Here is a 23,804-nt window from a genome sequence, read left to right as displayed (position 1 = left end):
CCGACTGCCAATGTAGAATATATCAATATTGATGGGCAGTCGGTATTTTTTGGAAAAATTCAGAGAAAAATAGTAGATTGAGTAATGCATATGTGATATGGTAATAAAACAAAACAGTGACAGCCTAAAGAAGGGAAGATTCTTACCATAAAAATTCCCGGTTGTACAGCTGATGGTTACAGTACAGTCTGTTTTTAGGCTTTCAGCGTTGGCAGCTGATACTGTTTTTTCAGCTCTTTATATTCTGTCTCAAATTCTTCTTCTTTCTTTAATGCATGCAGATACTCATGTGTATCGAAGGATCCGCTGTGGATCTGGCTGACGCAGACGGCAATGTTGGAGCAGTGGTCGGAAATCCGTTCGAAGTCGGTCATCACATCGGAAAGGATAAAACCAAGCTCGATCGTGCATTTTCCACTCTGGAGCCGTTCGATGTGGTGGTTCTTCAGGCTGGAATTCAGGCTGTCAATCACCTGCTCGAGTGGTTCCACTTCATTTGCTTTTTTTACATCCTCATTGTTGAAAACGGAGAAGGTCAGGCTGACAATATCTTTGACTGCTTTTCCATAAACAGCAAGCTCTGCGGCTCCGTCAGCGGAGAACTGCAGGTTCTTGTCATGCATCTCTCTTGCAGCTTTCATGATGTTGACGGTGTGATCGGAAATTCGTTCGAAATCGCCGATGCAGTGCAGGATCATGGAAAGTGTCTGGCTGTCCTTTGGGGAAAGCTTTTCACTGGAAAGCTTCACCAGATATGTGCCGAGGGCATCTTCAAAATGATCCACCTTTTTCTCAAGAATATCTACATTTTCCGCATCCGCCTCGTTGTAGGAGGCCATCAGGTCAACAGAAGTAACAAGACCGGTTTCGGTCAGCTCTGCCATTTTTGCGGCTGCGACTTTACACTGCTGCAGAGCAAAAGCCGGGCTGTCGAGGAAACGGGTATCGAGCATCTGAACAGCTTCGTCTGCTTTTTCTTCCGGTCCGTCCGGAATGGTCAGTTTCGCAAGTTTGACCAGTCCGTCTGCAAACGGGAACAGGATTAGTGTTGCAAAAATATTGAAGCCGGAGTGAACGATTGCGATGCCGGCTGCATTTGCGGAGGTTTCCAGGAATGGAAAATGCACAAAGGCATTGATTCCATAGAAGAGAACCAGGAAAAGAACAGTACCGATGATGTTAAAATAAAGGTGAACCATTGCGGTACGGCGTGCATTGCGGCTTGTACCGATGGAGGAGAGCAGTGCGGTAATACATGTACCGATATTCTGTCCCATAATGATCGGAATGGCTACGGCGTAGCTGACGGAACCGGTTGCGCAGAGTGCCTGAAGAATACCGACAGAAGCAGAGGAACTCTGGATCACGGCGGTCAAAATGGTTCCGGCAAGAACACCTAGAACCGGCATGGAGAATTTTACGAGAAGTCCCGTGAATTCCGGTACATCTGCGAGCGGTGATACAGCGCTGCTCATGGTGTGCATACCAAACATCAGAATGGAAAAACCGGTTAACAGGGTACCGACATTTTTCTTTTTATCGCTCTTTGCCAGCATCAGCATAAAAACGCCGATGATTGCAAGAATGGGGGAAAAGGACGACGGGTTCAGCATTTTAATGAATACATTGTCGCCCTGAATGCCGGTAAGACTTAAGATCCAGGAAGTGATGGTGGTACCGATATTGGCGCCCATGATGATGCCGACTGCCTGGTTCAGCTTCATGATGCCGGAGTTTACGAATCCGACAACCATAACAGTAGTTGCAGAAGAGGACTGGATAACTGCGGTAACACCGGCACCTAAAAGAACTGCCATAATCCGCTTTGATGTCAGCTTTTCCAGCAGGTATTCCAGTTTACCGCCGGAAAGTTTGGTCAGGCCATCGCCCATGGCGCTCATGCCGTATAAGAACATGGCAAGGCCACCGACAAAGGATAACACTCCAAAAATGTCCATAATTTCTCCCTTTACGTAATTTTCTTTTTCTTTTCGTGGTTTTAACAATAGATACACGTTTTGCAGGTCTTACTCGAGAAAAAACCTACATTTAGAAGATAACACATCTAAAAACAGTTTTGTGTTAAATGTATGTAAAGTTTGTAAAACGGTCAAAACAACTCAAAATCCGGTGCGGCACTGTTTTGTGCCGGTACCGGATCGTTTCTCGATTCCTTTGCATCCGAAAGAAGCTGCCACTCGCAGGATCTGCAGATGCGGGTAGTTTGGCTGAATATGATTTTCATAAGAAATCTTTTAACTTTTCCATGTTGTATTCTTCAAATTTTCGCAGCTTATCCATCAGATCCCGGATTTTGGGATCCGCGTCCTCATACTGGCGGTACTTCTGGATTGCCTCGACGATGCCCATGCTGCTTCCGGTAATCAGCATGCTGGCAATGTGTGAGACGGACGGATCCGTTATAGTCTGCAGGTTTATCATAAAATACGTGCGTGCTTTTTCCATTATGCCAAGGCCTTTTTCATCGTAGCCGTGTTCATTCAGCAGCTCCTTTGCCGCCTGATGAAATTCCTCATAGCCCTGAAACTGGGTTTTCAGATGTTCTTTTAAGTCTTTGTCCTCAACGACTCCAATGAGCTGCCGGATCGTGTCGACACCCATCTGGGAGTTCTGGTAAATAAAGTTTAAAAGCTCTGCATCTCCACTCATCGTGCATCTTCCTTTCTTACTTTCTTTGGTGGTTTCATGAAAAAGTATTGCCGGAAATCGGGGTAAATATACCTGATTTTAATTGTAATTTTACCTGAAATCCATATTTCGGCAGCGACAGGAAAGACGGCTGGCATCTGCTGACCACAAAAGATATGGTGCATTACGGGCCGGAGACGGCGATTGGGATTCTGGGAGGAACGGGATCTGTCATCTGGGCAGATGGTCTCTTTTGAGAGAGTTATTCATTTGGTAACTTTTGCTTGCAGTTTTGCCGGAGTGTGGTAAAGTAGTAGAGGAGTTATATGAATTTCAGCGGGAGACAGAAAATCGGATCTGTCGTTCCGCGTTCAGAAAGAGGATAGAACATTATGCTGAAAAAAATTGGAAGAAATGATCCCTGCTGGTGCGGCAGCGGGAAGAAGTACAAAGACTGCCATCTGGCGCTGGATGAGAAAATCAATTCTTATAAATTAAAGGGATGGAAAATTCCGCCGAAGAAAATTATCAAAAGACCGGATCAGATCGATGGAATTCGTGAAAGCGGTCTTGTCAATATTGCAGTTCTGGATTATGTGGCCGAAAACATTCATGCAGGCATGAGTACGGAAGATATCGACCGTCTGGTCGCAGAAAAGACAAAAGAACTCGGCGGAATTGCAGCACCGCTGAATTATGAAGGATTTCCGAAGAGCGTGTGTACCTCCATCAACGATGCAGTATGCCATGGAATTCCGAATGAGGAGGAAATTCTGCAGGACGGAGACATCATCAACGTCGATGTTTCTACTATTTATAAGGGATATTTTTCCGACTCTTCCCGTATGTTCTGTATCGGTGAGGTAGACGATGTTTCAAAGAAGCTGGTGGAAGATACGTTAAAAGCCGTACAGCTCGGACTCTCCGAAGTACGTCCGTTTAACCGGCTTGGCAATGTCGGCGCGGTAATCAATGAATTTGCCCAGAGCCAGGGCTATAAAGTTGTCCGTGACATCGGTGGCCATGGCGTCGGTCTGGAGTTTCACGAGGATCCGTTCGTCAGCTATGTCACAAGACGAGATACCGGAATGCTGCTCGTACCGGGCATGGTATTCACCATTGAGCCTATGATCAATCTCGGAACCGATGAAATCTTCATCGACTCCGACAACGACTGGACTGTCTACACCGAAGACGGCGCACCGTCAGCCCAGTGGGAGGTTACGGTTGCGGTAACAGAAGATGGATATGAAATTCTGGCATATTAATTGACGCATAGAAATACAAAAGCTGTGTCTGTGGAAGAAACTATTTTCCGGAGACACGGCTTTTTTCTAAAGAGAAAAGGGAGAAATATTATGCTGGATTTGGAACAGGAGATGAGCCGGTGCCGGGTTTGTCCGCGGAAGTGCGGAGCGGACCGGGAGCATGGAAAGACGGGATATTGTAAGGCGCCCTCCGGGGTTGCGGCGGCGCGGGCTGCACTGCATTTCTGGGAGGAGCCGTGTATTTCCGGGACGACGGGGTCGGGGACGGTTTTCTTTTCCGGATGTAATCTGCGGTGTGTTTACTGTCAGAACCATCATATTGCGGAGATGGAGAGCGGAAAAGTGATTTCGATCGGGCGGCTTTCGGACATTTTTCTGGAGCTGCAGGCACAGAATGCAAACAATATCAATCTTGTGACACCAAGCCACTACGTGCTGCAGATCCGGGAGGCACTTTTTCAGGCAAAGAAAAAGGGACTTACCGTGCCGGTTGTGTATAACTGCGGCGGGTATGAGAGCGTGGAAGCCCTGCAGGCCCTGGATGGGCTGATCGATATTTATCTGACAGATTTTAAGTATATGGACTCCTCCCTTGCAAAAGTGTACTCGCGGGCAGAAGATTACCCGGAAACAGCAAAACGGGCGCTGGCGGAAATGGTGCGTCAGACAGGAGAGGCTGTATTCGATGAGAATGGTCTGATGAAAAAAGGTGTGATTGTGCGCCATTTATTGCTGCCCGGTGCTGTAAAAAATGCAAAAGCTGTGGTAAAATACGTCTATGAGACGTACGGCGATACCGTCTGGCTGAGCCTCATGAGCCAGTACACGCCGCTTCCGCAGGTGGAAAACATAAGTCCGCTGAACCGGAAAACGACAAAGCGGGAGTATGAGCGTCTGCTGGACTATACGTTTTCCCTCGGCGTCACCAACGCCTTTTTACAGGAAGGCCCGGTGGCCGAGGAGAGCTTCATTCCGGAGTTTGACGGAAGAGGAATCTGACGTTATAGTTCACTCGTGCAAAAAGGAGCTGCGCAGCAGCAAAAAGCGCTGGAAGCGCGGTTTTGAGAATGCAAGCAAAACACAGTTGTCTATGATTAGATATGGCTAACTATATTGTTTTAAGGAGGAAAAACTTTTGAGCAACGCAGTTGTAACATTGAAAAAAGGAGAGGGCCGCGCCTTAAAGCAGGGCGGAGCCTGGATTTTTGATAATGAGATCGCTTCGATTTTAGGAGCATATGAAAACGGAGATATCGTGCTGGTGCGCGACTTCGACGGATACCCGATGGGGCGCGGTTTCATCAACGAGCATTCCAAAATCCGTATCCGTATGATGACAAGAAACATCGACCAGGAAATCGATGAAACATTCTTGAAAAAAAGAGTGCAGGATGCCTGGGAGTACCGCAAAAAAGTGACGGACACATCGAGTTGTCGCCTGATCTTTGGCGAGGCAGACTTCCTGCCGGGACTCGTAGTGGATAAATTCTCCGATGTGCTGGTCGTTCAGTCGCTGGCACTTGGTATCGACAAAATGAAAATGACGATTATCCGCCTGTTGGAGGAGGTTCTGGCAGCTGACGGGGTTAAGATCCGCGGCGTGTTTGAGCGAAGCGATGCAAAAGTGCGTGAGCAGGAGGGCATGGAGCGTGTGAAAGGATTTCTCTCCGAGCCGTTTGACACCAGCGTGGAAATCATCGAGAATGGTGTCCACTATCTCGTCGATGTCAAGGACGGCCAGAAAACTGGTTTCTTCCTGGATCAGAAATACAACCGTCTGGCTGTGCAGAAGCTCTGCAAGGACGCGAGAGTGCTCGACTGCTTTACCCATACCGGGTCGTTTGCACTGAATGCGGCATATGCAGGAGCAAAGGAAGTTATCGGCGTTGATGCATCAGAGCTCGGTGTAGAGCAGGCACGGAAAAACGCAGCCTTAAATGGTCTGGAAAACGTAGCATCTTTCGTGTGCGAGGATGTCTTTGAACTGTTGCCGCGTCTTGAAAAAGAGGGAGAAAAATTCGACGTCGTTATCCTTGACCCGCCGGCCTTCACAAAATCAAGAAACTCCATCAAAAACGCAATCAAGGGATATCGTGAAATCAATCTGCGCGGCATGAAACTGGTCAAAGACGGCGGCTATCTGTGCACCTGTTCGTGTTCCCACTTTATGGACTACGAACTCTTCACGAAAACCATCAACCAGGCGGCTCACAACGTCCATAAACGTCTCCGTCAGGTAGAATACCGCACCCAGGCTCCGGATCACCCAATTCTGTGGGCGGCGGATGAGTCCTATTACCTGAAATTTTATATTTTCCAGGTTGTGGATGAAAAATAGAAATTCTTCCTCTGTCGGAAGCGCAGAAACGGAAAAGCGAAGTGTAAGAAATGGGAGGAATTGCCATATGACAGAACCAACACCCCATGCACAAAAGAAAAAGCACTCCCGCCAGATGGCCACAAGCTGTGAGTCGTGCGGCAATTTTGTGTATGATGATGATTATGAGTGCTACACCTGCGAGGTGGATCTCGATGAGGATGAGATGGCACGTTTTCTGCAGGATAAATTTTACAACTGTCCGTACTACCAGCTCGGCGACGAGTATCGGATTGTGCGGAAACAGATGTAGGCAGGCAATGCGTCCGGTATACAAAGCTGCGGCGTTTGCGATAAAAACAAAAAAAGAACAGGAGGATTTTTACCATGAACAACGAAGTATTAAATGCAATCAAAACAAGAAGAAGCATCCGCAAATACAAAGCGGAGCAGATTACCGATGAGCAGCTCGATGCAATTCTGGAGGCTGGAACGTATGCGGCAACCGGCATGGGAAAACAGTCGCCGGTGATTGTTGTGGTACAGAAACCGGAGCTGATTGCAAAGCTTTCGAAAATGAATGCGGCTGTTATGGGTACAACATCCGATCCGTTCTACGGCGCTCCGACCGTTCTGATTGTGCTTGCTGACCCGGAGCGCGGAACTTATGTGGAGGACGGCTCTCTTGTCATGGGAAATCTGATGCTGGCAGCACATGCCGTTGGTGTGGATTCCTGCTGGATCCATCGTGCAAAAGAAGAGTTCGCGAGCCCGGAGGGAAAAGCCCTCTTAAAAGAGTGGGGACTTTCCGAAAATTATGTTGGCATCGGCCACTGCATCCTCGGCTATCGCGACTGTGAGTACCCGGAGGCAAAAGAAAGAAAAGCAGATTATATTGTAAGAGTATAATCATCTGCGAAAACGGCTCCGGGAGCGGCTGTGCGTTGAAAACACCCGCCCGGAGTCTATATTTTTAACCGAATCAAGCAAGTAGCGAAGCGGATTGCGAATATCCGCTTTGCTAGAGACAACAGAGGAACAGCCATGTATCGAATTATGATTGTAGAAGATGATGAAGTCATCGCCTGCGCCGTGCAGCAGAGCCTGGTTTCCTGGGGCATGGATGCGTTCTGCGTACAGGATTTTTCCAGTGTTCTCGCTGAATTTGCCGTGAAAAATCCGCAATTAGTGCTGATGGACATTCATCTTCCCTTTTTTAACGGATTTCACTGGTGCCAGGAGATTCGAAAGGTCTCGAAAGTGCCGGTAATTTTTCTTTCTTCTGCATCGGACAACATGAACATTATTATGGCCGTTAATATGGGCGGCGATGACTTTATCGCGAAGCCGTTTGATTTAAGTGTCCTGACCGCCAAAGTCCAGGCGATGCTCCGTCGCACCTACGAATTTGCCGGAGAAACGAATTTCCTCGAGCACCGCGGTGCCATGCTCGATACGGGAAGTGGTGTGCTGAATTACCGGGGAAAGCGAATTGAGCTGACAAAAAATGAGTGGCGCATTCTGCAGTCCCTTCTCGAAAATAAAGGAAAAGCCGTCAGCCGCGATATGCTGATGATGCATCTGTGGGAGTCGGACAGCTTTATAGATGACAACACGTTGACCGTCAACGTCACGCGCTTGCGGAAAAAACTGGAGGAGGCAGGACTTACAGACTTTATCCAGACGAAAAAGGGTGTCGGCTACCTGATCGCATGACGGAAGCAGAACAGGAGAAAGAGGATGGAACAACAGAAAGAGGGAATCCGGCAGGAGTTTATGCTTCTTAACTGGTATTTGAAAGAGCATCTTGCATCGGCCGTGCGGATTGCCGCTTTTATAGGAGTATTTTCACTCCTCTGTTTTCTGCGCAATGTGCCGCAGGATGTCACCGTTTATATGATCGTGCTGATGGCTGCTGTCGGAGCCACAGGTTTTTGCTTTCATTATGGGAAGTACCGGAAACATCATCTGGTCTTAGCACTCCTTGCCGCCGAACCGCAGGGCAAAACAGAAGCGCTTCCGGAGGCGGACGGGCTTCTGGCGCGGGATTACCAGCAGATCATCGCATCCTATGAGCGGCAGTTTCAGGAAGAACAGATTAAGATGGAGCAGAAATACCGCGATATGATGGAGTATTACACGATGTGGACCCATCAGATCAAAACGCCGATTGCGGCGATGCGGCTGCTTCTGCAGGAGGAGGATACGCCGTTTTCGCGTGAAATGCAGAGCGAACTTTTCCAGACGGAGCAGTATGTGCAGATGGCGCTGCAGTACCTGCGCATGGAAAAAATGACATCGGATCTTGTCTTTGCAAGGTACGATTTGGATGCGCTGATCCGCCAGGCTGTGCGGAAATATGCTCCGCTTTTTATCCGCCGGAAGATTATCCTTTCCTACGAGCCGGTGCACTGCGAGGTGCTGACAGATGAAAAATGGCTCGTCTTTGTGCTGGAGCAGATTCTGTCAAATGCGCTGAAATACACGAAAAGTGGAAGCATTCACATCTATCTGTCACCGGATGCACCAAAAACGCTGGTGATTGAGGACACCGGCATCGGCATTGCGCCGGAGGATCTGCCGCGGATTTTCGAAAAAGGCTACACGGGCTGCAACGGCCGCGCAGACAAGCGGTCAACGGGCATCGGACTGTATCTGTGCCGCCAGATCATGGAGAAACTTTCGCATACCATCCGCATCGAGTCGGAGATGGGAGTGGGAACGAAGGTGTATCTTGGGCTGGATACCGTATCCCTGTAGTACATAGAGAGCTTCGCCGGGAATCTTACAGAAATGTAAGGTTGCCGGTCTTTTTGTAAGATGATCCTAAGGCAGAAGAGGGCGCGGACGGGTATAATAAGCCTTGTCAATTAAGAAAACAGTTCAGACAGAAAGGAAAATGTGACATGGCAATTCTGGAAGTAGAACATCTGAAAAAAACATATACCACGCGCCTTGGCAGCAACCGGGTGGAAGCGTTGAAAGACGTTAATTTTACAGTGGAACGGGGCGAATTTGTTGCAATCATGGGCGAATCGGGAAGCGGAAAAACGACGCTTCTGAACCTGCTCGCAGCACTCGACAAGCCAACCGGCGGACAGGTGCGGTTAAATGGAAAGAATCTCGGCGAATTAAAGGAGAAGGAGATTGCCGGATTCCGCCGCGAAAATTTAGGTTTCGTGTTCCAGGACTTCAACCTGCTCGATACCTTTTCCCTGCGTGACAACATTTATTTGCCGCTCGTGCTGGAAGGAAAAAAATACGAGGAGATGAGTCTTCGGGCAGAGCCGATTGCGAAAAAACTCGGCATCACCCAGATCCTCAATAAATACCCATATGAGGTGTCCGGCGGACAGAAGCAGCGTGCAGCCGTTGCGCGTGCGCTGATTACCAATCCGGAGCTGGTTCTTGCGGATGAGCCTTCCGGCGCGCTCGATTCCCATGCAGCGGATGGCCTCATGAAACTGTTCGGGGAGATCAACGAGGAGGGCCAGACGATTGTTATGGTAACGCACAGTGTGAAGGCGGCCTGCTCGGCGAAGCGTGTGCTGTTCATCAAGGATGGCGAGGTCTTCCACCAGCTGTATCGCGGTTCTTTAGGGCGCGATGAGATGTATCAGAAGATCTCCGATACGCTGACAATTCTTGCGACGGGTGGTGAACGGGATGAATAATCTGCTGTATGCCAGACTGGCAAAAACAAATTTGAGCAAAAACCGTCAGAATATTCTTCCGTATCTGCTGTCATGCATCGGCACGGTGGTGATGTTTTTTATCATGGATACACTGGCGCAGGGAAGTGGCTTTGATTCCATGATCGGAAAAGATACGATCCTGACAGTGATGGGGATGGGAACCTATATCATTGGCCTGTTCGCGGTGATTTTTCTGATTTACAGCAACAGTTTTCTGGCAAAAAGAAGAAAAAAAGAGTTCGGTCTGTTCCAGATTCTCGGCATGGAGAAAAAGCATCTGGCGAAGATCCTCTTTTTTGAGAGTCTGTATCTGTGGGCGGCATCGCTTGGAATCGGTATTCTGCTCGGTGTGTTGCTGTACCGCCTGCTGTTTCTGGTGCTGATGAAGCTGACCGGACTGAACGGAACAATTGGTTTTGCGTTCAGCGCAAAAGCCGTGGGAAGTACGATGCTGCTGTTCGGCCTGACTTTTGTGATCAATTTTCTCTTAAGCCTTCGCCAGATCCACGTCTCACAGCCGGTCGAACTGCTGCACGGCGGCGCGCAGGGTGAGCGGGAACCGAAAACGAAGCTTTTGACGGCGGTTCTTGGATTCATGCTGCTTGGTGTTGGTTATTATCTGGCTCTGACCTGCCAATCCTCGATGGACGCACTTGATAAGTTTTTTAATGCAATCGCTTTGGTTATGGTGGGAACGTACTGCCTGTTTTCTGCTGGAAGTATTGCATTTTTGAAAATTCTGAAGAAAAACAAGAATTACTATTACCAGACACGCCATTTTACAAGCATTTCGGGCATGCTGTACCGCATGAAGCAAAATGCGGTCGGTCTTGCGAATATCTGTATTCTGTCAACGGGTGTGCTTCTGGTTATCTCCATCAGCACATGTCTGTGGACGGGAATTGAGGAGGTTACCTATACGCGGTTTCCACATCAGATTTCGATTGAAGCAAATACTGGCGTGAGCGGCATTATGAAGACGGTGGAACCGGTCAGTCAGAAGATGATAGAGGAAGTGAAAACTGGGATTGATCAGCATCTGGAAGAAAAGCAGCTCAGAAAAAGTATGAAAGTGATCAGAGATACTATGTTATGCTTGCTGTTGTAGATAGAAACAAAGTAGAAAAAACACAGTCAGATGATGCTGCGGCGAGCACACTGATAAAAATCATGGAAGAGTCGGAGTACAATCAGGTAACCGGCGAACAGGTAGAGCTGGAACCAGGGCAGGCTCTGGTTTTTCAGGCAAAACAGAAAAATTATGAGTATGATACGATTGAACTGGGAAATCAGACGTATGAAGTAAAAAAATGGAATACCGATAAAAAATCGTACATTCTGGATGAGAAGACGCAGGTGTATGAGACAATGACGGTGGTGACGCGGAACCATGAAGCAAAGGAAGCGTATGCGGCTGTGCAGGGAAAGGAGCCAGAAGGATACAGTTGGGAATATGCTCTGGATCTTATCGGGGATGCCGGCGAACAGATCACAGTTGGAGATGAGATTGAGACGATACTGACGGAGTCATCTTTTAACGGATGGGTGGAAGTGCGCGAAAAAGAGCGCAATACGGTTTACAGTCTGTATGGTTCACTTCTGTTTTTAGGTGTTTTCGTCGGTGCGCTGTTTTTGATGGGTGCCGTTATGATTATCTATTACAAGCAGGTTTCAGAAGGCTTCGATGACCGAAAACGGTTCCAGATTATGCAGAAGGTCGGTATGAGCCGCAAAGAAATCCGTCAGACGATTCAGTCACAGGTGGTAACGGTCTTTTTCCTGCCGCTCGCGGTGGCCGTGGTGCATACAATGGTAGCGTTTCCATTGACCAGGCGTATCATGGCAATGCTGAATTTCCCGGACAGCAATCTGTTCCTGGCTGCAACAGCGATTACGATTGCGGCGTTTGCCGTGGTTTACCTGATTGTCTATGTGCTGACGGCGCGGGCGTATTACAAAATTGTGGAATAAGAAGATGTACTTTTTTTAATACATCGAAGCGCCTTTGAAAAAAACTTAACAAAAAAATAATAAGAAAAAGACATCCGGCGCAGACGGAAAATCTGCGGGGGATGTCTTTTTGGTTGTTCTATTTATAAATGCCGTTGATGGTAACTTTGAAAAGAGCTTCCTTTCCATTGAGTTCGTCTTTTCCATAGTCTTCCGGGAAAGTGACGGTTACATCTACGCTGTCGCCCGGGTGATGGCCGATGAGCTGTTCTTCAAAGTCATCGATGTAAGTGTGGGAGCCGATCACAAGATCAGCGCCGTTTCCTTTTGTGTTTCCACCTTCAAATTCCACGCCGTCAATGGAGCCGACATAGTCGATATTGACGGTATCACCGTCCTCAATGGTGAGGGAAGTGTCGGTCTGCAAAGAGGCAGAAGCCGAAGTGGAGGCTGATGAGGCGGATGCGGCCGATGAGGCTGTGGAGGTATCCTCCGAGGCACTTTTGACAGAGAGTCGTTTGGAATCGAGTACGCTGGCAATAATAAGGCCGACGATCACAACGATAATCAGAGCCGGTCCGGCCCAGCTCCAGATCTTTTTGTAATGCGCTACTTTCGCTTCGTGCTCCCGCTCTTTGGCACGCCGTTCCCTGGCAGCTTTTCTGTTTTCTTTGTTCATAAAAAGGATCTCCTTTGCGCTTTTACGACTGCAATCGTATTTTATAATATCAAGTATATCATAAAAATATGGTAAAAGTGTGAAAAAAATAACACGATCCAACATTGTCAATGCTCAAAAATGACGATATAATGAGTGCAAGTGAGTCAAATGAAAATTTATTTTCATTTGACGAACGACGAATGTCGCTTACGCGGCAGCGTAAGATTGAGTGCAAGTGAGCCAAATGAAAATTTATTTTCAGTTGGCGAACGACGAATGTCGCTTACGCGATAGCGTAAGATTGAGTGCAAGTGAGTCAAACGAAAATTTATTTTCAGTTGGCGAACGACGAATGTCGCTTACGCGGCAGCGTAAGATTGAGTGCAAGTGAGAAAACGCGGCGAGTAAGGGAGTGAATAAAATGGATGACTGGAGTAGTTTCAGAACGACGACATCCGAACAGCAGCGCCTCCGGGCTGCACTTTCCAGCTTTTGTGAATCGCAGGATCTTCCGGAAGAACAGCGAGCCGCATATACTGCATACCTGCGGAAACGCATTCGTCCCGCTGTCGAAATGCTGATTCGTGAGGATGATTTTTCAAAGCTGGAACGTATTCTGCAGACCGGATGGCTGTCCGATGCAGACCGAAAACGTTTTCTCAACCTTGCTGCCGACCAGCAGAAATGGCAGGCTTTCCGTATTCTCCTGAACCGGAGCTCACAGGATCCGATGCAGGAGAATACGGAAAGCAGAAAAACAGAAGCTGCGTTTCAAAAAGAAAAGCCCACAAAAGAAAAAGAAGCGCTGGCGCTCCGGCTTTTCGAAGAAGCCCGCAAAAACCTCTGCTGGTTGTACCCGGAACTTGGTGAAGCGATTCTTTTCTTTCAGCATCAGCCATCCGACAGGACAAAAGCCATCACATCCGACGGTCATACGATATATTTTAACTCCGATTTTGTACTCTGCATGTGTGCCGAAAATTCATCGTTCCTCAAGGAAGGCTATCAGCACCTGCTGCTGGAATGCATCCGCCGGTTTGGGAAAGAAACACCGGAGCCGGAAAAAAAAGAACAGCCCCCGGTTTCATGGCTGATGCCGGAAAAAGAAAAACAGTCTCCGGTTTCATGGCTGGTGCCGGGAAAAGAACCGGAACTTATCGAGTCTTTTCAATCAGTCTGGAAACGTGCTTCCCGCAAGTTGGCGGAAAACTACGGCACCGGCGGCCTGCTGCGAGGCCAGAACCGTGGTGGAAAAAAAGAAACCCTGTCCGGGATCGAAAAAAGAGCGTACGATTACCGCCGCTTCCTGAAACGCTTTACCGTTACCCGCGAGGAAATGGAGCTGGATCTCGACAGCTTCGATCCAGTCGCTTACCATTATGGGCTTATGTATTACGGAAATTTCCCTTTCATCGAGCCGCCGGAGACGCGCGAGGGAAACCGTCTCGAAGAGCTGGTTATCGCGATCGACACATCCGGTTCGTGCAAAAAAGAAATTGTAGCAAAGTTCCTTGGTGAGACGCGCAGCATTCTTGAAGAAAAAGAAAACTTCTTTTCCAGCTGGAACGTCTGCCTGATCCAGTGCGACAGCTTCGTGCAGGATGTCACGATGATCCATTCACCGAAAGAATGGGAAGCTTACCGTGAAACAATTACCATCAAGGGCCGAGGCGGAACCGATTTCCGTCCTGTCTTTCAGAAAGTGGAAGAGTTGCGGAAACAGCATGTATTCCGAAACTTAAAAGCGTTGATCTATTTTACCGACGGAGACGGAATTTATCCCGAACAAAAGCCAGATTACGAGACGGCATTTGTCTTTGTCAGACAGACCGAAAAAATGAATCTTGTCCCAAAATGGGCAAAAAAACTGCTGACAGAAGAATGTACTCTTTGAACACAACTGACAAAAAAGCATCTCGCAAAATCAAACACAGAAAGATTTCGAGAGTACATAAAGAGTGCACAAGATAAGAGAGAACATATGAACATACAAGAAGCAAAAGAGACAATTGAAAAAGCCCTGCGCGCATACTTTGCAAGAGATGAAATTGGTTTTCCGCTGGTTCCCCTCCGGCAGCAGCGTCCCATTCTCCTGATCGGCCCGCCGGGCATCGGAAAAACGGCAATTATGGAGCAGATCGCAGAAGAGTGCGGTGTGGGGCTTGTCGCCTACACGATGACACACCATACGCGTCAGAGTGCCATGGGCCTTCCGGAGATCTGCACACGTGGAATCGAAGGGAAAATGGTACATACAACGGAATACACGATGAGCGAGATCATCGCCTCGATCTATGACTGCATGGAGCAGACCGGAAAGAAGCGGGGTATCCTCTTTCTCGATGAAATTAACTGCGTCTCCGAGACCCTCGCTCCGGTAATGCTGCAGCTTTTGCAGGAGAAAAAATTCGGCAATCAGCACATCCCGGATGACTGGCTGATCGTGGCCGCCGGAAATCCGCCGGAATACAATAAATCTGTGCGGGAATTTGATGTGGCAACGCTTGACCGTGTGCGGAAGATCGAGGTGCTTCCCGAGCTTTCCGTCTGGCTCTCCTACGCAGAGAAAAATCAGATCCACAGCGCCGTGACAACGTACCTTATGGCACACAGTGACCATTTTTATTCTGTTTCGCAGGAAGTGGATGAGAAGCGTTTTGTGACAGCACGCGGCTGGGAGGATTTGTCGGCCGTGCTGAAAAGTTATGAAATCCTGCATTTTCCGGTCGACGAAGCACTGATCGGACAATATTTGCAGGAAGAAAAGACGGCGGAGGAATTCAGCTCGTACTACAGGATTTACGAAAAATATGGACAGGATTACGGTGTGGAGGAGATTCTGACCGGTGCATTTTCCGGAAAAATCATGGCACAAAAACAGCAGATGGCGGCAAATGGTTCCGCAGAAGAGCGATCTGTACTGCTGTCTCTGTTTCATGCGGCACTTCGGAAAGAGGCATCCGCCTGCCAGAAGCAGGAGCACACGGCAAAGGAGCTCTCCGAGTGCTTTCGCCAGTTTACCGGGCTTTGCAGGCAGAAAAAAGATGAGACATACGCATCCTGGCTACAACAGAAAGAGCAGGGATTTGCAGTGTGCAAACAGCAGGGACTGCTGAAAAAGGGCGAGAAAGAAACGAATGCGCGGGTCTTGAAAAAGTTAAAAAAACTCGAGGAGACCGCTAAAAAATGTCGCAAAACCGATTCAGATCAGATGAAAGAGCTTTTTGAAACGGTATGTGAACTGGAACAGGAAAAAGTGGAGAAGGAAGTAAAGGATGTGAAACTGCAGATCCGCCGTGCCGCTGAATTTTTACAGAACAGCTTTCCGGGCGGAGCAGAAGTGGTGCTGTTTGAAGCAAATCTGGCGCGAAGTCCAGCGTTACGGAGCTTTTTGATTGAGAAAAGCATGGATGCCGAAGGATAAGCTGCCACTTTGTAAAGAAGAAAATGGTTCTGAAAAGCCCATTTCTGGAGAAAAATGATTTGAAAGGAAGAAAAAGATGAATTATAAAATGATCCTGCAGTACGATGGCACGCGCTATAACGGCTGGCAGAAGCAGGGAAATACGGACAACACGATTCAGGGCAAGCTCGAAACGCTGCTGTCCAGGATCGCAGGAGAGCCGGTGGAGATCCACGGCGCGGGCAGAACCGATGCCGGCGTCCATGCGGCGGGACAGGTCGCAAATGCAAAGTTCCATACGGATCTATCCGATGAAGAACTTCTGCAGACAATCAACCATTATCTGCCGGAAGACATCGAAGTTACCAGCCTCGCGCGGATGCCGGAGCGCTTCCACAGCCGTCTGAATGCGGTGGACAAAACATACGAATACCGTATCGTGATCGATGGCAGAAAGCATGTTTTCGAGCGGAAATACGTGTATTTTCCGGAAGCACCGCTCGATGTGGAAAAAATGAAAGAAGCATCGAAAGCGTTTATCGGAACGTATGATTTCAGGAGCTTCTGTGCCAACAAACGTATGAAAAAATCGACAGTACGGACGATTACCGGAATTGATTTCTGCGAGAAAGACGGGATTCTTATCATTTCCTATACCGGAACCGGTTTTCTGTACCACATGGTGCGGATCCTGACCGGAACACTTGTGGAGGCCGGGATGGGAAAACGGGATATCGCATCAATGATGGAGCTTCTCAAAGCAAAAAACCGCGAAAGTGCGGGTTTTCTTGCACCGGCATGCGGACTCCTGTTAAAAGAAGTCCGATATGAATAACCGAAATAATCAGGGCAATGCACCAGCCTTTTTTGCATAAAAAACCGAAAAAAGGCTGTGAATTGATAAATGCAGCATAGAAAAGAGAAAGGATGAGGTGAAAAGCATGTTTCAGAAGAAAAGAAATACTTTTCATGGCGGCGTTCACCCGTACGAGGGAAAAGAGCTCTCCAAGGACAAACCGATTGTCAAAGCGCAGCCGGGCAACTTATTGTATTACGCAGTGTCACAGCACATCGGAGCGCCTGCTGTGCCGACCGTACAAAAAGGCGACCATGTAAAAGAGGGACAGAAAATCGCAGAAGCGGGAGGATTTGTTTCGGCTCCTGTTTACGCATCGGTTTCCGGCACGGTAAAAGGAATTGAGAAAAAAGTTTCCGCAGCCGGTTCCCCGGTAGACTGTATCGTTGTGGAGAACGACGGGCTGTATGAAAAAGAAACATTTGAGGAGTGCCCGCACTGGGAAAAACTCGACGCAGATACGATCCGGAACAAGATCAAAGAGGCCGGAATCGTGGGAATGGGAGGTGCAGGCTTTCCGACACACGTCAAGGTATCCCCGAAAGATCCGTCAGCGATTGACCACATTCTCGTCAATGGAGCAGAGTGTGAGCCGTATCTGACGAGCGACTACCGCAGAATGCTCGAAGAGCCGGAAAAGGTGATCGGAGGCTTAAAAATCATGCTGCATATGTTTCCGAGGGCAAAGGGAGTCATCTGCATTGAAGACAACAAACCGGACTGTATCGCGAAGTTCCGTGAGCTGGTGCTTCCGGAGGATAACATTGAGGTTCTGGAGCTTAAAACGAAATACCCGCAGGGTGCCGAGCGTATGCTGATCTATGCAGCAACGGGACGAAAGGTAAATTCCTCCATGCTGCCGGCGGACGCGGGCTGTATCGTGGATAACATTGATACCGTGACTGCTATTTACCAGGCAGTCCGCTTCGGCGAACCGCTGATGAGCCGTATCGTTACCGTGACGGGAGATGCTGTACAGAATCCGTGCAACTTTGAAGTACCGGTCGGCATGCTCTTGTCCGAACTTTTAGAGCAGGCAGGCGGTCTGAAAAACGAGGCGGTCAAGATCATCTGCGGCGGCCCGATGATGGGAAGAGCCCTGTTTACAATGGATGTTCCTGTTACCAAGACAACATCTGCACTGACCTGCCTTACGGAGGATGAAGTATCTGCGCTGGCACCATCTGCCTGCATCAACTGCGGACGCTGCGTTTCCGTCTGTCCGGGTCAGATTCTTCCGGCCCGCCTTTCCGTTTTTGCGGAGCACGGAGAGGAAGAGAAGTTCCTGAAATACGGCGGAATGGAGTGCTGTGAATGTGGCTGTTGTTCCTTTATCTGCCCGGCAAGACGTCCGCTGACGCAGGAGATCAGCTCAATGCGTAAAGTGCTTCTGGCAAAGAGAAAGAAGAAATAGGGGGACCTTACATATGAATGGATTATTACACGTATCATCTTCCCCGCACGCACGGTCCAAGGTAACGACGGATAAAATCATGTTTGCCGTCCTGCTTGCCCTTGCCCCGGCAGTCTGCGTGGGAATCTGGAATTTCGGCCTTCGGGCACTGCTTTTGATTGTGATTTCGATGGCAGTCTGTCCCCTGACGGAATATCTGTATGAAAAAGGAATGAAGAAACCGGTGACGATTGCCGACGGCAGTGCACTGGTAACTGGTCTTCTGCTGGCCATGAACATGCCGGTGCAGGCACCTCTTTGGATGCCGGTGATCGGTGGTGTGTTTGCAATTCTCGTTGTAAAACAGCTTTTCGGCGGTCTTGGCCAGAACATCATGAACCCGGCGCTTGCAGGAAGATGTTTCCTTTTGATTTCCTTCCCGGGTCATATGACAAACTTCGCTGCCCCGGCAGCCGCACACCTCGTGGATACTGTATCCGGTGCGACACCGCTCGCCGCAGCAAAAGCAGGAGAGCAGGTGAATCTGCTGTCCATGTTCCTTGGGAATACGGCCGGAACGATCGGTGAGACTTCCGCACTGGCCCTTCTGATTGGCGGCATTTTCCTTGTCTGCATTCATGTGATTGACCTCAATATTCCGCTCATCTACATCGGAACAGAGCTTTTATTTGCCCTGATTTTCGGCGGCCACGGTTTTGATATCAACTTCCTTGGCGCGCATCTTTTTGGCGGTGGTCTGATGCTCGGCGCATGGTTCATGGCAACCGATTACGTTACCCGCCCGATCACAAAGAAGGGACAGTATATCTACGCGGTCATTTTAGGACTTCTGACTGGCGTATTCCGTATCTTTGGAAATTCGGCAGAGGGCGTTTCCTATGCCATCATCTTTACCAACCTTCTGGTTCCGCTCATTGAGCGCGTGACCGTGCCGGTTGGATTCGGAAGAGGAGGCAAGAAAAAAGCATGAACAAAATTATAAAAAACGCACTGATTCTTGCGGCGATTACGCTGATTGCCGGCCTGCTTCTCGGTGCGGCCCACCAGGTAACCTTAGAGCCGATCCAGAAACAGCAGGAAAAAGAAAAACAGGAATCCTGTCAGAACGTATTCCCGGAGGCAGCTTCCTTTGAAGAAGTAACAATGAGCGATGCACAACAGGCAGAGCTTACGGCAGCACTGATCGGCCACGGTTTTGAAGCACAGACGATTGACGAACTGCTGCTTGCAAAAGACGCATCCGGCGCGACGATCGGCCTGGTTGAGATCATCTCCACAACCGAAGGCTATGGCGGCGGCATGCAGTTCTCGATGGGAATTGCATCGGACGGAACGACAAAAGGAATCTCTTTCCTGTCACTTTCCGAGACGGCCGGCCTTGGTATGCGTGCCGACACAGACGATTTCAAGAATCAGTTCAAGGATAAAAACGTAGAAGCATTCTCCTACACAAAATCCGGCGCATCCGCGGATGATGAAATCGATGCGCTGAGCGGAGCAACTCTGACAACGAACGCTGTAACAAACGGTGTCAATGCAGGAATCTGCTGTTTTAACTACTGCAACGAATCCGGTCTGCTTTCCGGAGAGGGAGGGAACTCATGAGAAAAGATACGCCGCTGGAACGGCTTTATAATGGTATCATAAAAGAAAACCCGACCTTCGTCATGATGCTGGGTATGTGTCCGACGCTTGCGGTTACCACTTCTGCAAAGAACGGTATCGGCATGGGCCTTGCGACGATGGTCATCCTGACCGCCTCCAACCTGATGATTTCCCTGCTTCGGAAAATCATCCCGGACGGCGTGCGTATGCCAGCATACATCGTTGTTGTGGCATCGTTTGTAACCATCGTGGAATTTTTGATGGAAGGTTTTATTCCGGCACTCTATTCCGCCCTTGGCATCTACATCCCGCTGATCGTTGTAAACTGTATCATCCTGGGACGCGCCGAGGCATATGCTGGAAAACATGGTCCGATCCCGTCTTTATTTGATGGTATCGGCATGGGCCTTGGATTTACCGTCGGCCTGACCCTGATCGGTATGTTTCGTGAGCTGATCGGAGCCGGAACCCTGTTCGGTATCCAGGTAATGCCGAGTGCTTACGAGCCGGTCAACATCTTCATCATGGCGCCGGGTGCATTCCTTGTGCTGGCAATGCTCGTTGCGGTGCAGAACCGCATCAAACGCCAGAAGTCAGAGAAAACCGGAAAACCGGCAGTCCCGGCAGAAGAGACCGGCTGTATGGCATGCGCCAATAAGGCATACTGCCAGGCTGTGAAAGGAAAGGAGGAAGCGAAATGAAAGAACTGATTTTAATTGCGATCGGTGCGGCGCTGGTCAACAACGTCGTACTCAGCCAGTTCCTTGGCATCTGTGCTTTCCTCGGTGTTTCCAAAAAGATGGATACGGCGGCCGGCATGGGCGGAGCGGTTATTTTTGTCCTCACGATTTCTTCATTTGTGACAAGTCTGATTTACAAATTTATCCTGGCACCGGCAGAACTTGATTATCTGAAAACGATCGTTTTCATTCTTGTCATCGCGGCGCTGGTACAGCTCGTTGAGATGTTCCTGAAAAAGACGATTCCGTCTCTGTACCGAGCGCTCGGCGTTTACCTTCCGCTGATTACAACAAACTGCGCGGTACTCGGTGTGGCACTCATCAACGTACAGAAGGATTACACGATTCTGCAGGGTACGGTTTACGGTCTGGCAACCGCAATCGGCTTTACAATTGCCATGGTGCTGATGGCCGGCCTGCGGGAAAAGATGGAGTACAACGATATCCCGGAGTCATTCAAAGGAATGCCGATCGTTCTTCTTACGGCTATGCTGATGTCAATGGCATTTATGGGATTTTCCGGAATGATCTAGGAGGGATGAAGAGATGAATGGTATTTTAGCAGCCACCCTGATGGTGGGTGGAACCGGCCTTTTGATTGGTATTCTCCTTGGAATTGCCGGAAAGAAGTTTTATGTGGAAGTGGACGAGCGCGAGACGAAGGTCCGTGAAGCGCTGCCGGGCAACAACTGCGGCGGCTGTGGTTACCCGGGCTGTGACGGAGCGGCGGCTGCAGTGGTAAAGGGTGAAGCCCCGATTTCGGTCTGTCCGGTCGGCGGAGCGCCGGTTGCGGCAGCGATCGGTGCCATTATGGGACAGGAAGCCGGAGCACAGGAGCGCAGAAAAGCAGTGGTACGGTGCGCCGGTACGTGTGACGTGGCAAAGAACAAGTATGAATACACGGGTGCAAGGGACTGCTCCTACGCTGGTTTTGTACCGGGCGGCGGTCCGAAGAGCTGCGGAAACGGATGTCTTGGTTTTGGAAACTGCGTGAAGGCATGTAAGTTTGATGCGATCCATATTGAAAACGGCATTGCCGTTGTGGACGGCGAAGCGTGCAAGGCATGCGGTGCCTGCGTGAAGGCCTGTCCGAGAAATCTGATCGACCTGATTCCGTATGAGCAGAGGATCACGGTGAAATGCCGCTCAACCGAGAAGGGCAAGGCGGTGATGGCAGCGTGTGAGATCGGCTGTATCGGATGTAAGAAGTGCGAGAAGAACTGCCCGTCGGATGCAATTCACGTTGTGGACCAGCGCGCGGAGATCGACCCGGCAAAATGTACAGGCTGCGGCCTCTGCGCGGAGAACTGCCCGCGGAAGTGTATTATGGTAGAAAAATAAAAATGAGAAATTCCATGCTGTGGGAGGGAACTTCTGCGGCGTGGAATTTTTGCTTTTCGGTGATATCGTGTTAGCCAATGCCGGTGGTGGCTGGCTTGACTTGAATTTGGGAAAATGATAAACTGAAAGTCAGAAAACGAGGGGCAAAAAGCTAAAAAAATATAAAATGGCAGAAAGGACGGGGCAAAAGTATGACAATGACAATGGATGAACTGATGAAAGTGCTCGATATGCAGGAGGATATTCTGCAGTTTACGCATTTTACAAATGCAGACGCATGGGAACTGGGAACGATGATCCTGATGGAGGCAAGACGGCGCGGAGCACAGGTTGGCATCATGATCCGCAGAAGCAACGGGGAAGTTGTATTCCAGTATTGTGATAACGGCATTACGCCGCACAATGTGGAGCTGATGAGACGGAAGAGCAATTCGGTGCTTCTGACGGAGCGGAGTTCGCTGCAACTCTACATGGCAGCGACGAATGCGCCGGAGAGCGTAAAACAGATGGTACTGGACCCGAAGGAATACGCAATGCTGGGCGGAGGTTTTCCGATCTGCGTGGAAGAAGTCGGCGTTGTGGCAACCGTAGCAGTGTCCGGCATGGGACAGGTTTCGGATCATGATGTGATTGTGAAATGCATCAGCAAATATTTGCATATCGATGAAGTACCGAGAATCAGAACTGTATGAAAATGATGATTGAAACTAAATTTTGTGTATGATACAATGTCACCGGCAAAAAGACATGACAGTTCCATCAGGGACAACAAAACCCCCGTGAGCGGCAACTCACGGGGGTTGGTTTATGTCAGCAGGTTTTGCATATCTTCCGGCAGTGGTGCGTGGAAGTTTAAGGGTTCTCCGGTGATCGGATGGACGAAGGAGAGCGATGCAGAGTGAAGTGCCTGGCGGGGGAAAGTGCCGGGAGTTTTGTTGTAGAGGGTATCGCCGAGCAGCGGATGGCCGATGTAAGCCATGTGGACGCGGATCTGGTGGGTGCGGCCGGTTTCGAGATTGAGTTCGAGGTGGGAGAAAACGGAGCAGTGCGCGAGGGTGCGGTAATGGGTTACGGAGCGCTCGCCGGAGGCAAAGTCGACGGTGCGCTGGATGAGGGAGCCGTTGAGGCGGGCGATCGGTGCGTCGATGGTGCCGGATGCAGCGGTTTCGCCGAGGGCGAAGGCCTGATACGTGCGGTGGATTTCGCGGGAGCGCATGGCCTGGGAGAGGACGGCGGCGCTTAAGGCGTGCTTGGCGAGCACGATAAGGCCGGTGGTGTCGCGGTCGAGGCGGTTGATGCAGCGGTAGACGAAGGGTTCACCTTTCTGTTCAAAATACCATGCAATGCCGTTTGCCAGCGTATTTTCATAATTTCCAATCGACGGATGAATCGGCGTATCAGCGGGTTTATCCACAACGAGGATGTCGTCATCCTCATACACAACCGAAAACGGAACCGGCCGCGGCAGAATTCCGTCGGAGGGTTCTGTTTCGACAAGGTGCGTTTCGATCACATCCCCGGCGTGCACGGCCTGGCTCGTCCAGGCGCGGACGCCGTTTCGGAAAATGCCGTCCTCTGTGCGTTTTAAGCCCGTAATAATATGGCGCGAATATCCATGCCGGCGGAGAAACCATTCCACAGTCAGATTTTCCCGTTCCTCCTCCGGCGAAACCACATATGTAAACCTGTGTCCCATACACAAAACCTCCGTTTCTATAGCTTTTTTATCGAATGAACCCCGTCATTTCGGGGCAAAATTTCAAAAAGAGACTTTCCCAGTCTTTCGCAAGTATAGCCGAAAACAGATGGAAAAGCAAGAAACTTACCTTTCTATAGCGAAAATATAAAAAAGTATAAAAGTTTCATGAAATGTCAGAATTTGATTGATTTTAGCGAAAGAAAAGT

General features: G+C 49.3%; 24 protein-coding genes. 20 read left to right on the top strand and 4 right to left on the bottom strand.

The genetic code is table 11. The features are described from left to right. Window positions 1-194: 194 nt before the first annotated feature. A complete protein-coding gene (locus tag DWX32_RS08335) occupies window positions 195-1,958 on the bottom strand; it encodes a Na/Pi cotransporter family protein (RefSeq protein WP_118595155.1) in 1,764 nt (587 codons plus the stop codon). Between the two features lie 283 nt (window positions 1,959-2,241). Beyond that, window positions 2,242-2,670 (bottom strand): hypothetical protein, encoded by a 429-nt coding sequence (locus DWX32_RS08330; RefSeq protein ID WP_118595156.1) that lies wholly within the window; start codon window positions 2,668-2,670, stop codon window positions 2,242-2,244. A gap of 371 nt (window positions 2,671-3,041) precedes the next feature. Between DWX32_RS08330 and DWX32_RS08325 the strand changes: the two genes are divergently transcribed. From DWX32_RS08325 to DWX32_RS08280, 10 genes are all read left to right on the top strand, one after another. Beyond that, window positions 3,042-3,917 carry a methionyl aminopeptidase gene (locus DWX32_RS08325; protein WP_022461385.1) on the top strand — a complete coding sequence of 292 codons (876 nt, stop codon included), beginning with the start codon at window positions 3,042-3,044 and terminating at the stop codon, window positions 3,915-3,917. Window positions 3,918-4,007: 90 nt separating this feature from the next. Beyond that, the gene (locus DWX32_RS08320; RefSeq protein WP_226906368.1) at window positions 4,008-4,916 is read left to right on the top strand and encodes a radical SAM protein; all 909 of its coding nucleotides are present in this window, start codon (window positions 4,008-4,010) and stop codon (window positions 4,914-4,916) included. 136 nt (window positions 4,917-5,052) lie between these two features. Continuing rightward, the gene (locus tag DWX32_RS08315) at window positions 5,053-6,255 is read left to right on the top strand and encodes a class I SAM-dependent rRNA methyltransferase (RefSeq protein WP_118595157.1); all 1,203 of its coding nucleotides are present in this window, start codon (window positions 5,053-5,055) and stop codon (window positions 6,253-6,255) included. A 115-nt stretch (window positions 6,256-6,370) separates the two neighbouring features. After that, on the top strand, window positions 6,371-6,547 hold the full coding sequence (locus DWX32_RS08310) for a DUF6472 family protein (protein ID WP_243025989.1): 177 nt from the start codon (window positions 6,371-6,373) through the stop codon (window positions 6,545-6,547). Between the two features lie 74 nt (window positions 6,548-6,621). Then, the gene (locus DWX32_RS08305; RefSeq protein WP_022461381.1) at window positions 6,622-7,143 is read left to right on the top strand and encodes a nitroreductase family protein; all 522 of its coding nucleotides are present in this window, start codon (window positions 6,622-6,624) and stop codon (window positions 7,141-7,143) included. Between the two features lie 135 nt (window positions 7,144-7,278). Further along, window positions 7,279-7,950 carry a response regulator transcription factor gene (locus DWX32_RS08300; RefSeq protein ID WP_117760784.1) on the top strand — a complete coding sequence of 224 codons (672 nt, stop codon included), beginning with the start codon at window positions 7,279-7,281 and terminating at the stop codon, window positions 7,948-7,950. A gap of 24 nt (window positions 7,951-7,974) precedes the next feature. Further along, window positions 7,975-8,994: a sensor histidine kinase gene (locus DWX32_RS08295; RefSeq protein ID WP_199607195.1), complete on the top strand. Its 1,020-nt coding sequence runs from the start codon at window positions 7,975-7,977 to the stop codon at window positions 8,992-8,994. A 146-nt stretch (window positions 8,995-9,140) separates the two neighbouring features. Then, complete coding sequence (locus DWX32_RS08290) at window positions 9,141-9,908, top strand: ABC transporter ATP-binding protein (protein WP_055219485.1); 768 nt, start codon at window positions 9,141-9,143, stop codon at window positions 9,906-9,908. Then, window positions 9,901-11,037: an FtsX-like permease family protein gene (locus DWX32_RS08285; protein ID WP_118659622.1), complete on the top strand. Its 1,137-nt coding sequence runs from the start codon at window positions 9,901-9,903 to the stop codon at window positions 11,035-11,037. Before DWX32_RS08290 ends, DWX32_RS08285 begins: the two co-directional genes overlap by 8 nt. Further along, window positions 11,022-11,900, top strand: coding sequence for an ABC transporter permease (locus DWX32_RS08280; protein ID WP_118659620.1), 879 nt, complete (start codon window positions 11,022-11,024; stop codon window positions 11,898-11,900). The genes DWX32_RS08285 and DWX32_RS08280 overlap by 16 nt, the downstream gene beginning before the upstream one ends. 118 nt (window positions 11,901-12,018) lie before the next feature. On the opposite strand, the gene DWX32_RS08275 is transcribed toward DWX32_RS08280, so the two are convergent. After that, entirely contained in the window at window positions 12,019-12,558 is a 540-nt protein-coding gene (locus tag DWX32_RS08275; protein ID WP_199671272.1) for an FKBP-type peptidyl-prolyl cis-trans isomerase, read from the bottom strand. Between the two features lie 403 nt (window positions 12,559-12,961). Between DWX32_RS08275 and DWX32_RS08270 the strand changes: the two genes are divergently transcribed. The 10 genes from DWX32_RS08270 (at window position 12,962) to DWX32_RS08225 (ending at window position 22,591) form a co-directional block, all read left to right on the top strand. Further along, the gene (locus DWX32_RS08270; RefSeq protein WP_118659616.1) at window positions 12,962-14,434 is read left to right on the top strand and encodes a vWA domain-containing protein; all 1,473 of its coding nucleotides are present in this window, start codon (window positions 12,962-12,964) and stop codon (window positions 14,432-14,434) included. 87 nt (window positions 14,435-14,521) lie between these two features. Then, window positions 14,522-15,964 (top strand): ATP-binding protein, encoded by a 1,443-nt coding sequence (locus DWX32_RS08265; protein ID WP_118659614.1) that lies wholly within the window; start codon window positions 14,522-14,524, stop codon window positions 15,962-15,964. A gap of 76 nt (window positions 15,965-16,040) precedes the next feature. Continuing rightward, complete coding sequence (gene truA, locus DWX32_RS08260) at window positions 16,041-16,778, top strand: tRNA pseudouridine(38-40) synthase TruA (RefSeq protein WP_117509425.1); 738 nt, start codon at window positions 16,041-16,043, stop codon at window positions 16,776-16,778. A 106-nt stretch (window positions 16,779-16,884) separates the two neighbouring features. Beyond that, window positions 16,885-18,213, top strand: a complete 1,329-nt coding sequence (gene rsxC, locus DWX32_RS08255; protein WP_118659612.1) for an electron transport complex subunit RsxC — start codon at window positions 16,885-16,887, stop codon at window positions 18,211-18,213. A gap of 13 nt (window positions 18,214-18,226) precedes the next feature. Continuing rightward, on the top strand, window positions 18,227-19,183 hold the full coding sequence (locus DWX32_RS08250) for an RnfABCDGE type electron transport complex subunit D (protein WP_118659610.1): 957 nt from the start codon (window positions 18,227-18,229) through the stop codon (window positions 19,181-19,183). Beyond that, window positions 19,180-19,818, top strand: coding sequence for an FMN-binding protein (locus tag DWX32_RS08245; RefSeq protein WP_118640217.1), 639 nt, complete (start codon window positions 19,180-19,182; stop codon window positions 19,816-19,818). The genes DWX32_RS08250 and DWX32_RS08245 overlap by 4 nt, the downstream gene beginning before the upstream one ends. Next, complete coding sequence (rsxE, locus tag DWX32_RS08240; RefSeq protein WP_022461369.1) at window positions 19,815-20,519, top strand: electron transport complex subunit RsxE; 705 nt, start codon at window positions 19,815-19,817, stop codon at window positions 20,517-20,519. Before DWX32_RS08245 ends, rsxE begins: the two co-directional genes overlap by 4 nt. Further along, window positions 20,516-21,091 carry an electron transport complex subunit RsxA gene (gene rsxA, locus DWX32_RS08235; RefSeq protein ID WP_022461368.1) on the top strand — a complete coding sequence of 192 codons (576 nt, stop codon included), beginning with the start codon at window positions 20,516-20,518 and terminating at the stop codon, window positions 21,089-21,091. The genes rsxE and rsxA overlap by 4 nt, the downstream gene beginning before the upstream one ends. Window positions 21,092-21,104: 13 nt before the next feature. Next, window positions 21,105-21,899 (top strand): RnfABCDGE type electron transport complex subunit B, encoded by a 795-nt coding sequence (locus DWX32_RS08230; RefSeq protein WP_117509259.1) that lies wholly within the window; start codon window positions 21,105-21,107, stop codon window positions 21,897-21,899. 191 nt (window positions 21,900-22,090) lie between these two features. Then, on the top strand, window positions 22,091-22,591 hold the full coding sequence (locus tag DWX32_RS08225) for a heme-degrading domain-containing protein (protein WP_022461366.1): 501 nt from the start codon (window positions 22,091-22,093) through the stop codon (window positions 22,589-22,591). Between the two features lie 113 nt (window positions 22,592-22,704). Here DWX32_RS08225 and DWX32_RS08220 read toward each other — a convergent pair whose 3' ends face one another. After that, window positions 22,705-23,595 (bottom strand): RluA family pseudouridine synthase, encoded by an 891-nt coding sequence (locus DWX32_RS08220; RefSeq protein ID WP_055219470.1) that lies wholly within the window; start codon window positions 23,593-23,595, stop codon window positions 22,705-22,707. Window positions 23,596-23,804 lie beyond the last annotated feature (209 nt).

Source organism: Blautia sp. AF19-13LB (assembly GCF_003479105.1).
Taxonomy (GTDB): Bacteria; Bacillota; Clostridia; order Lachnospirales; family Lachnospiraceae; genus Fusicatenibacter; species Fusicatenibacter saccharivorans.
The sequence above is the reverse complement of the archived record's forward strand: the minus strand, read 5'-3'. Positions and strand labels throughout refer to the sequence as shown.

What these genes read in the sequence shown, in the direction of transcription:
- DWX32_RS08335 (WP_118595155.1), bottom strand. Translation starts at nt 1,958, where the DNA reads ATGGACATTTTTGGAGTGTTATCCTTTGTCGGTGGCCTTGCCATGTTC.
- DWX32_RS08330 (WP_118595156.1), bottom strand. Translation starts at nt 2,670, where the DNA reads ATGAGTGGAGATGCAGAGCTTTTAAACTTTATTTACCAGAACTCCCAG.
- DWX32_RS08325 (WP_022461385.1), top strand. Translation starts at nt 3,042, where the DNA reads ATGCTGAAAAAAATTGGAAGAAATGATCCCTGCTGGTGCGGCAGCGGG.
- DWX32_RS08320 (WP_226906368.1), top strand. Translation starts at nt 4,008, where the DNA reads ATGCTGGATTTGGAACAGGAGATGAGCCGGTGCCGGGTTTGTCCGCGG.
- DWX32_RS08310 (WP_243025989.1), top strand. Translation starts at nt 6,371, where the DNA reads ATGGCCACAAGCTGTGAGTCGTGCGGCAATTTTGTGTATGATGATGAT.
- DWX32_RS08305 (WP_022461381.1), top strand. Translation starts at nt 6,622, where the DNA reads ATGAACAACGAAGTATTAAATGCAATCAAAACAAGAAGAAGCATCCGC.
- DWX32_RS08300 (WP_117760784.1), top strand. Translation starts at nt 7,279, where the DNA reads ATGTATCGAATTATGATTGTAGAAGATGATGAAGTCATCGCCTGCGCC.
- DWX32_RS08295 (WP_199607195.1), top strand. Translation starts at nt 7,975, where the DNA reads ATGGAACAACAGAAAGAGGGAATCCGGCAGGAGTTTATGCTTCTTAAC.
- DWX32_RS08290 (WP_055219485.1), top strand. Translation starts at nt 9,141, where the DNA reads ATGGCAATTCTGGAAGTAGAACATCTGAAAAAAACATATACCACGCGC.
- DWX32_RS08285 (WP_118659622.1), top strand. Translation starts at nt 9,901, where the DNA reads ATGAATAATCTGCTGTATGCCAGACTGGCAAAAACAAATTTGAGCAAA.
- DWX32_RS08280 (WP_118659620.1), top strand. Translation starts at nt 11,022, where the DNA reads ATGCTTGCTGTTGTAGATAGAAACAAAGTAGAAAAAACACAGTCAGAT.
- DWX32_RS08275 (WP_199671272.1), bottom strand. Translation starts at nt 12,558, where the DNA reads ATGAACAAAGAAAACAGAAAAGCTGCCAGGGAACGGCGTGCCAAAGAG.
- DWX32_RS08270 (WP_118659616.1), top strand. Translation starts at nt 12,962, where the DNA reads ATGGATGACTGGAGTAGTTTCAGAACGACGACATCCGAACAGCAGCGC.
- DWX32_RS08265 (WP_118659614.1), top strand. Translation starts at nt 14,522, where the DNA reads ATGAACATACAAGAAGCAAAAGAGACAATTGAAAAAGCCCTGCGCGCA.
- truA (WP_117509425.1), top strand. Translation starts at nt 16,041, where the DNA reads ATGAATTATAAAATGATCCTGCAGTACGATGGCACGCGCTATAACGGC.
- rsxC (WP_118659612.1), top strand. Translation starts at nt 16,885, where the DNA reads ATGTTTCAGAAGAAAAGAAATACTTTTCATGGCGGCGTTCACCCGTAC.
- DWX32_RS08250 (WP_118659610.1), top strand. Translation starts at nt 18,227, where the DNA reads ATGAATGGATTATTACACGTATCATCTTCCCCGCACGCACGGTCCAAG.
- DWX32_RS08245 (WP_118640217.1), top strand. Translation starts at nt 19,180, where the DNA reads ATGAACAAAATTATAAAAAACGCACTGATTCTTGCGGCGATTACGCTG.
- rsxE (WP_022461369.1), top strand. Translation starts at nt 19,815, where the DNA reads ATGAGAAAAGATACGCCGCTGGAACGGCTTTATAATGGTATCATAAAA.
- rsxA (WP_022461368.1), top strand. Translation starts at nt 20,516, where the DNA reads ATGAAAGAACTGATTTTAATTGCGATCGGTGCGGCGCTGGTCAACAAC.
- DWX32_RS08230 (WP_117509259.1), top strand. Translation starts at nt 21,105, where the DNA reads ATGAATGGTATTTTAGCAGCCACCCTGATGGTGGGTGGAACCGGCCTT.
- DWX32_RS08225 (WP_022461366.1), top strand. Translation starts at nt 22,091, where the DNA reads ATGACAATGACAATGGATGAACTGATGAAAGTGCTCGATATGCAGGAG.
- DWX32_RS08220 (WP_055219470.1), bottom strand. Translation starts at nt 23,595, where the DNA reads ATGGGACACAGGTTTACATATGTGGTTTCGCCGGAGGAGGAACGGGAA.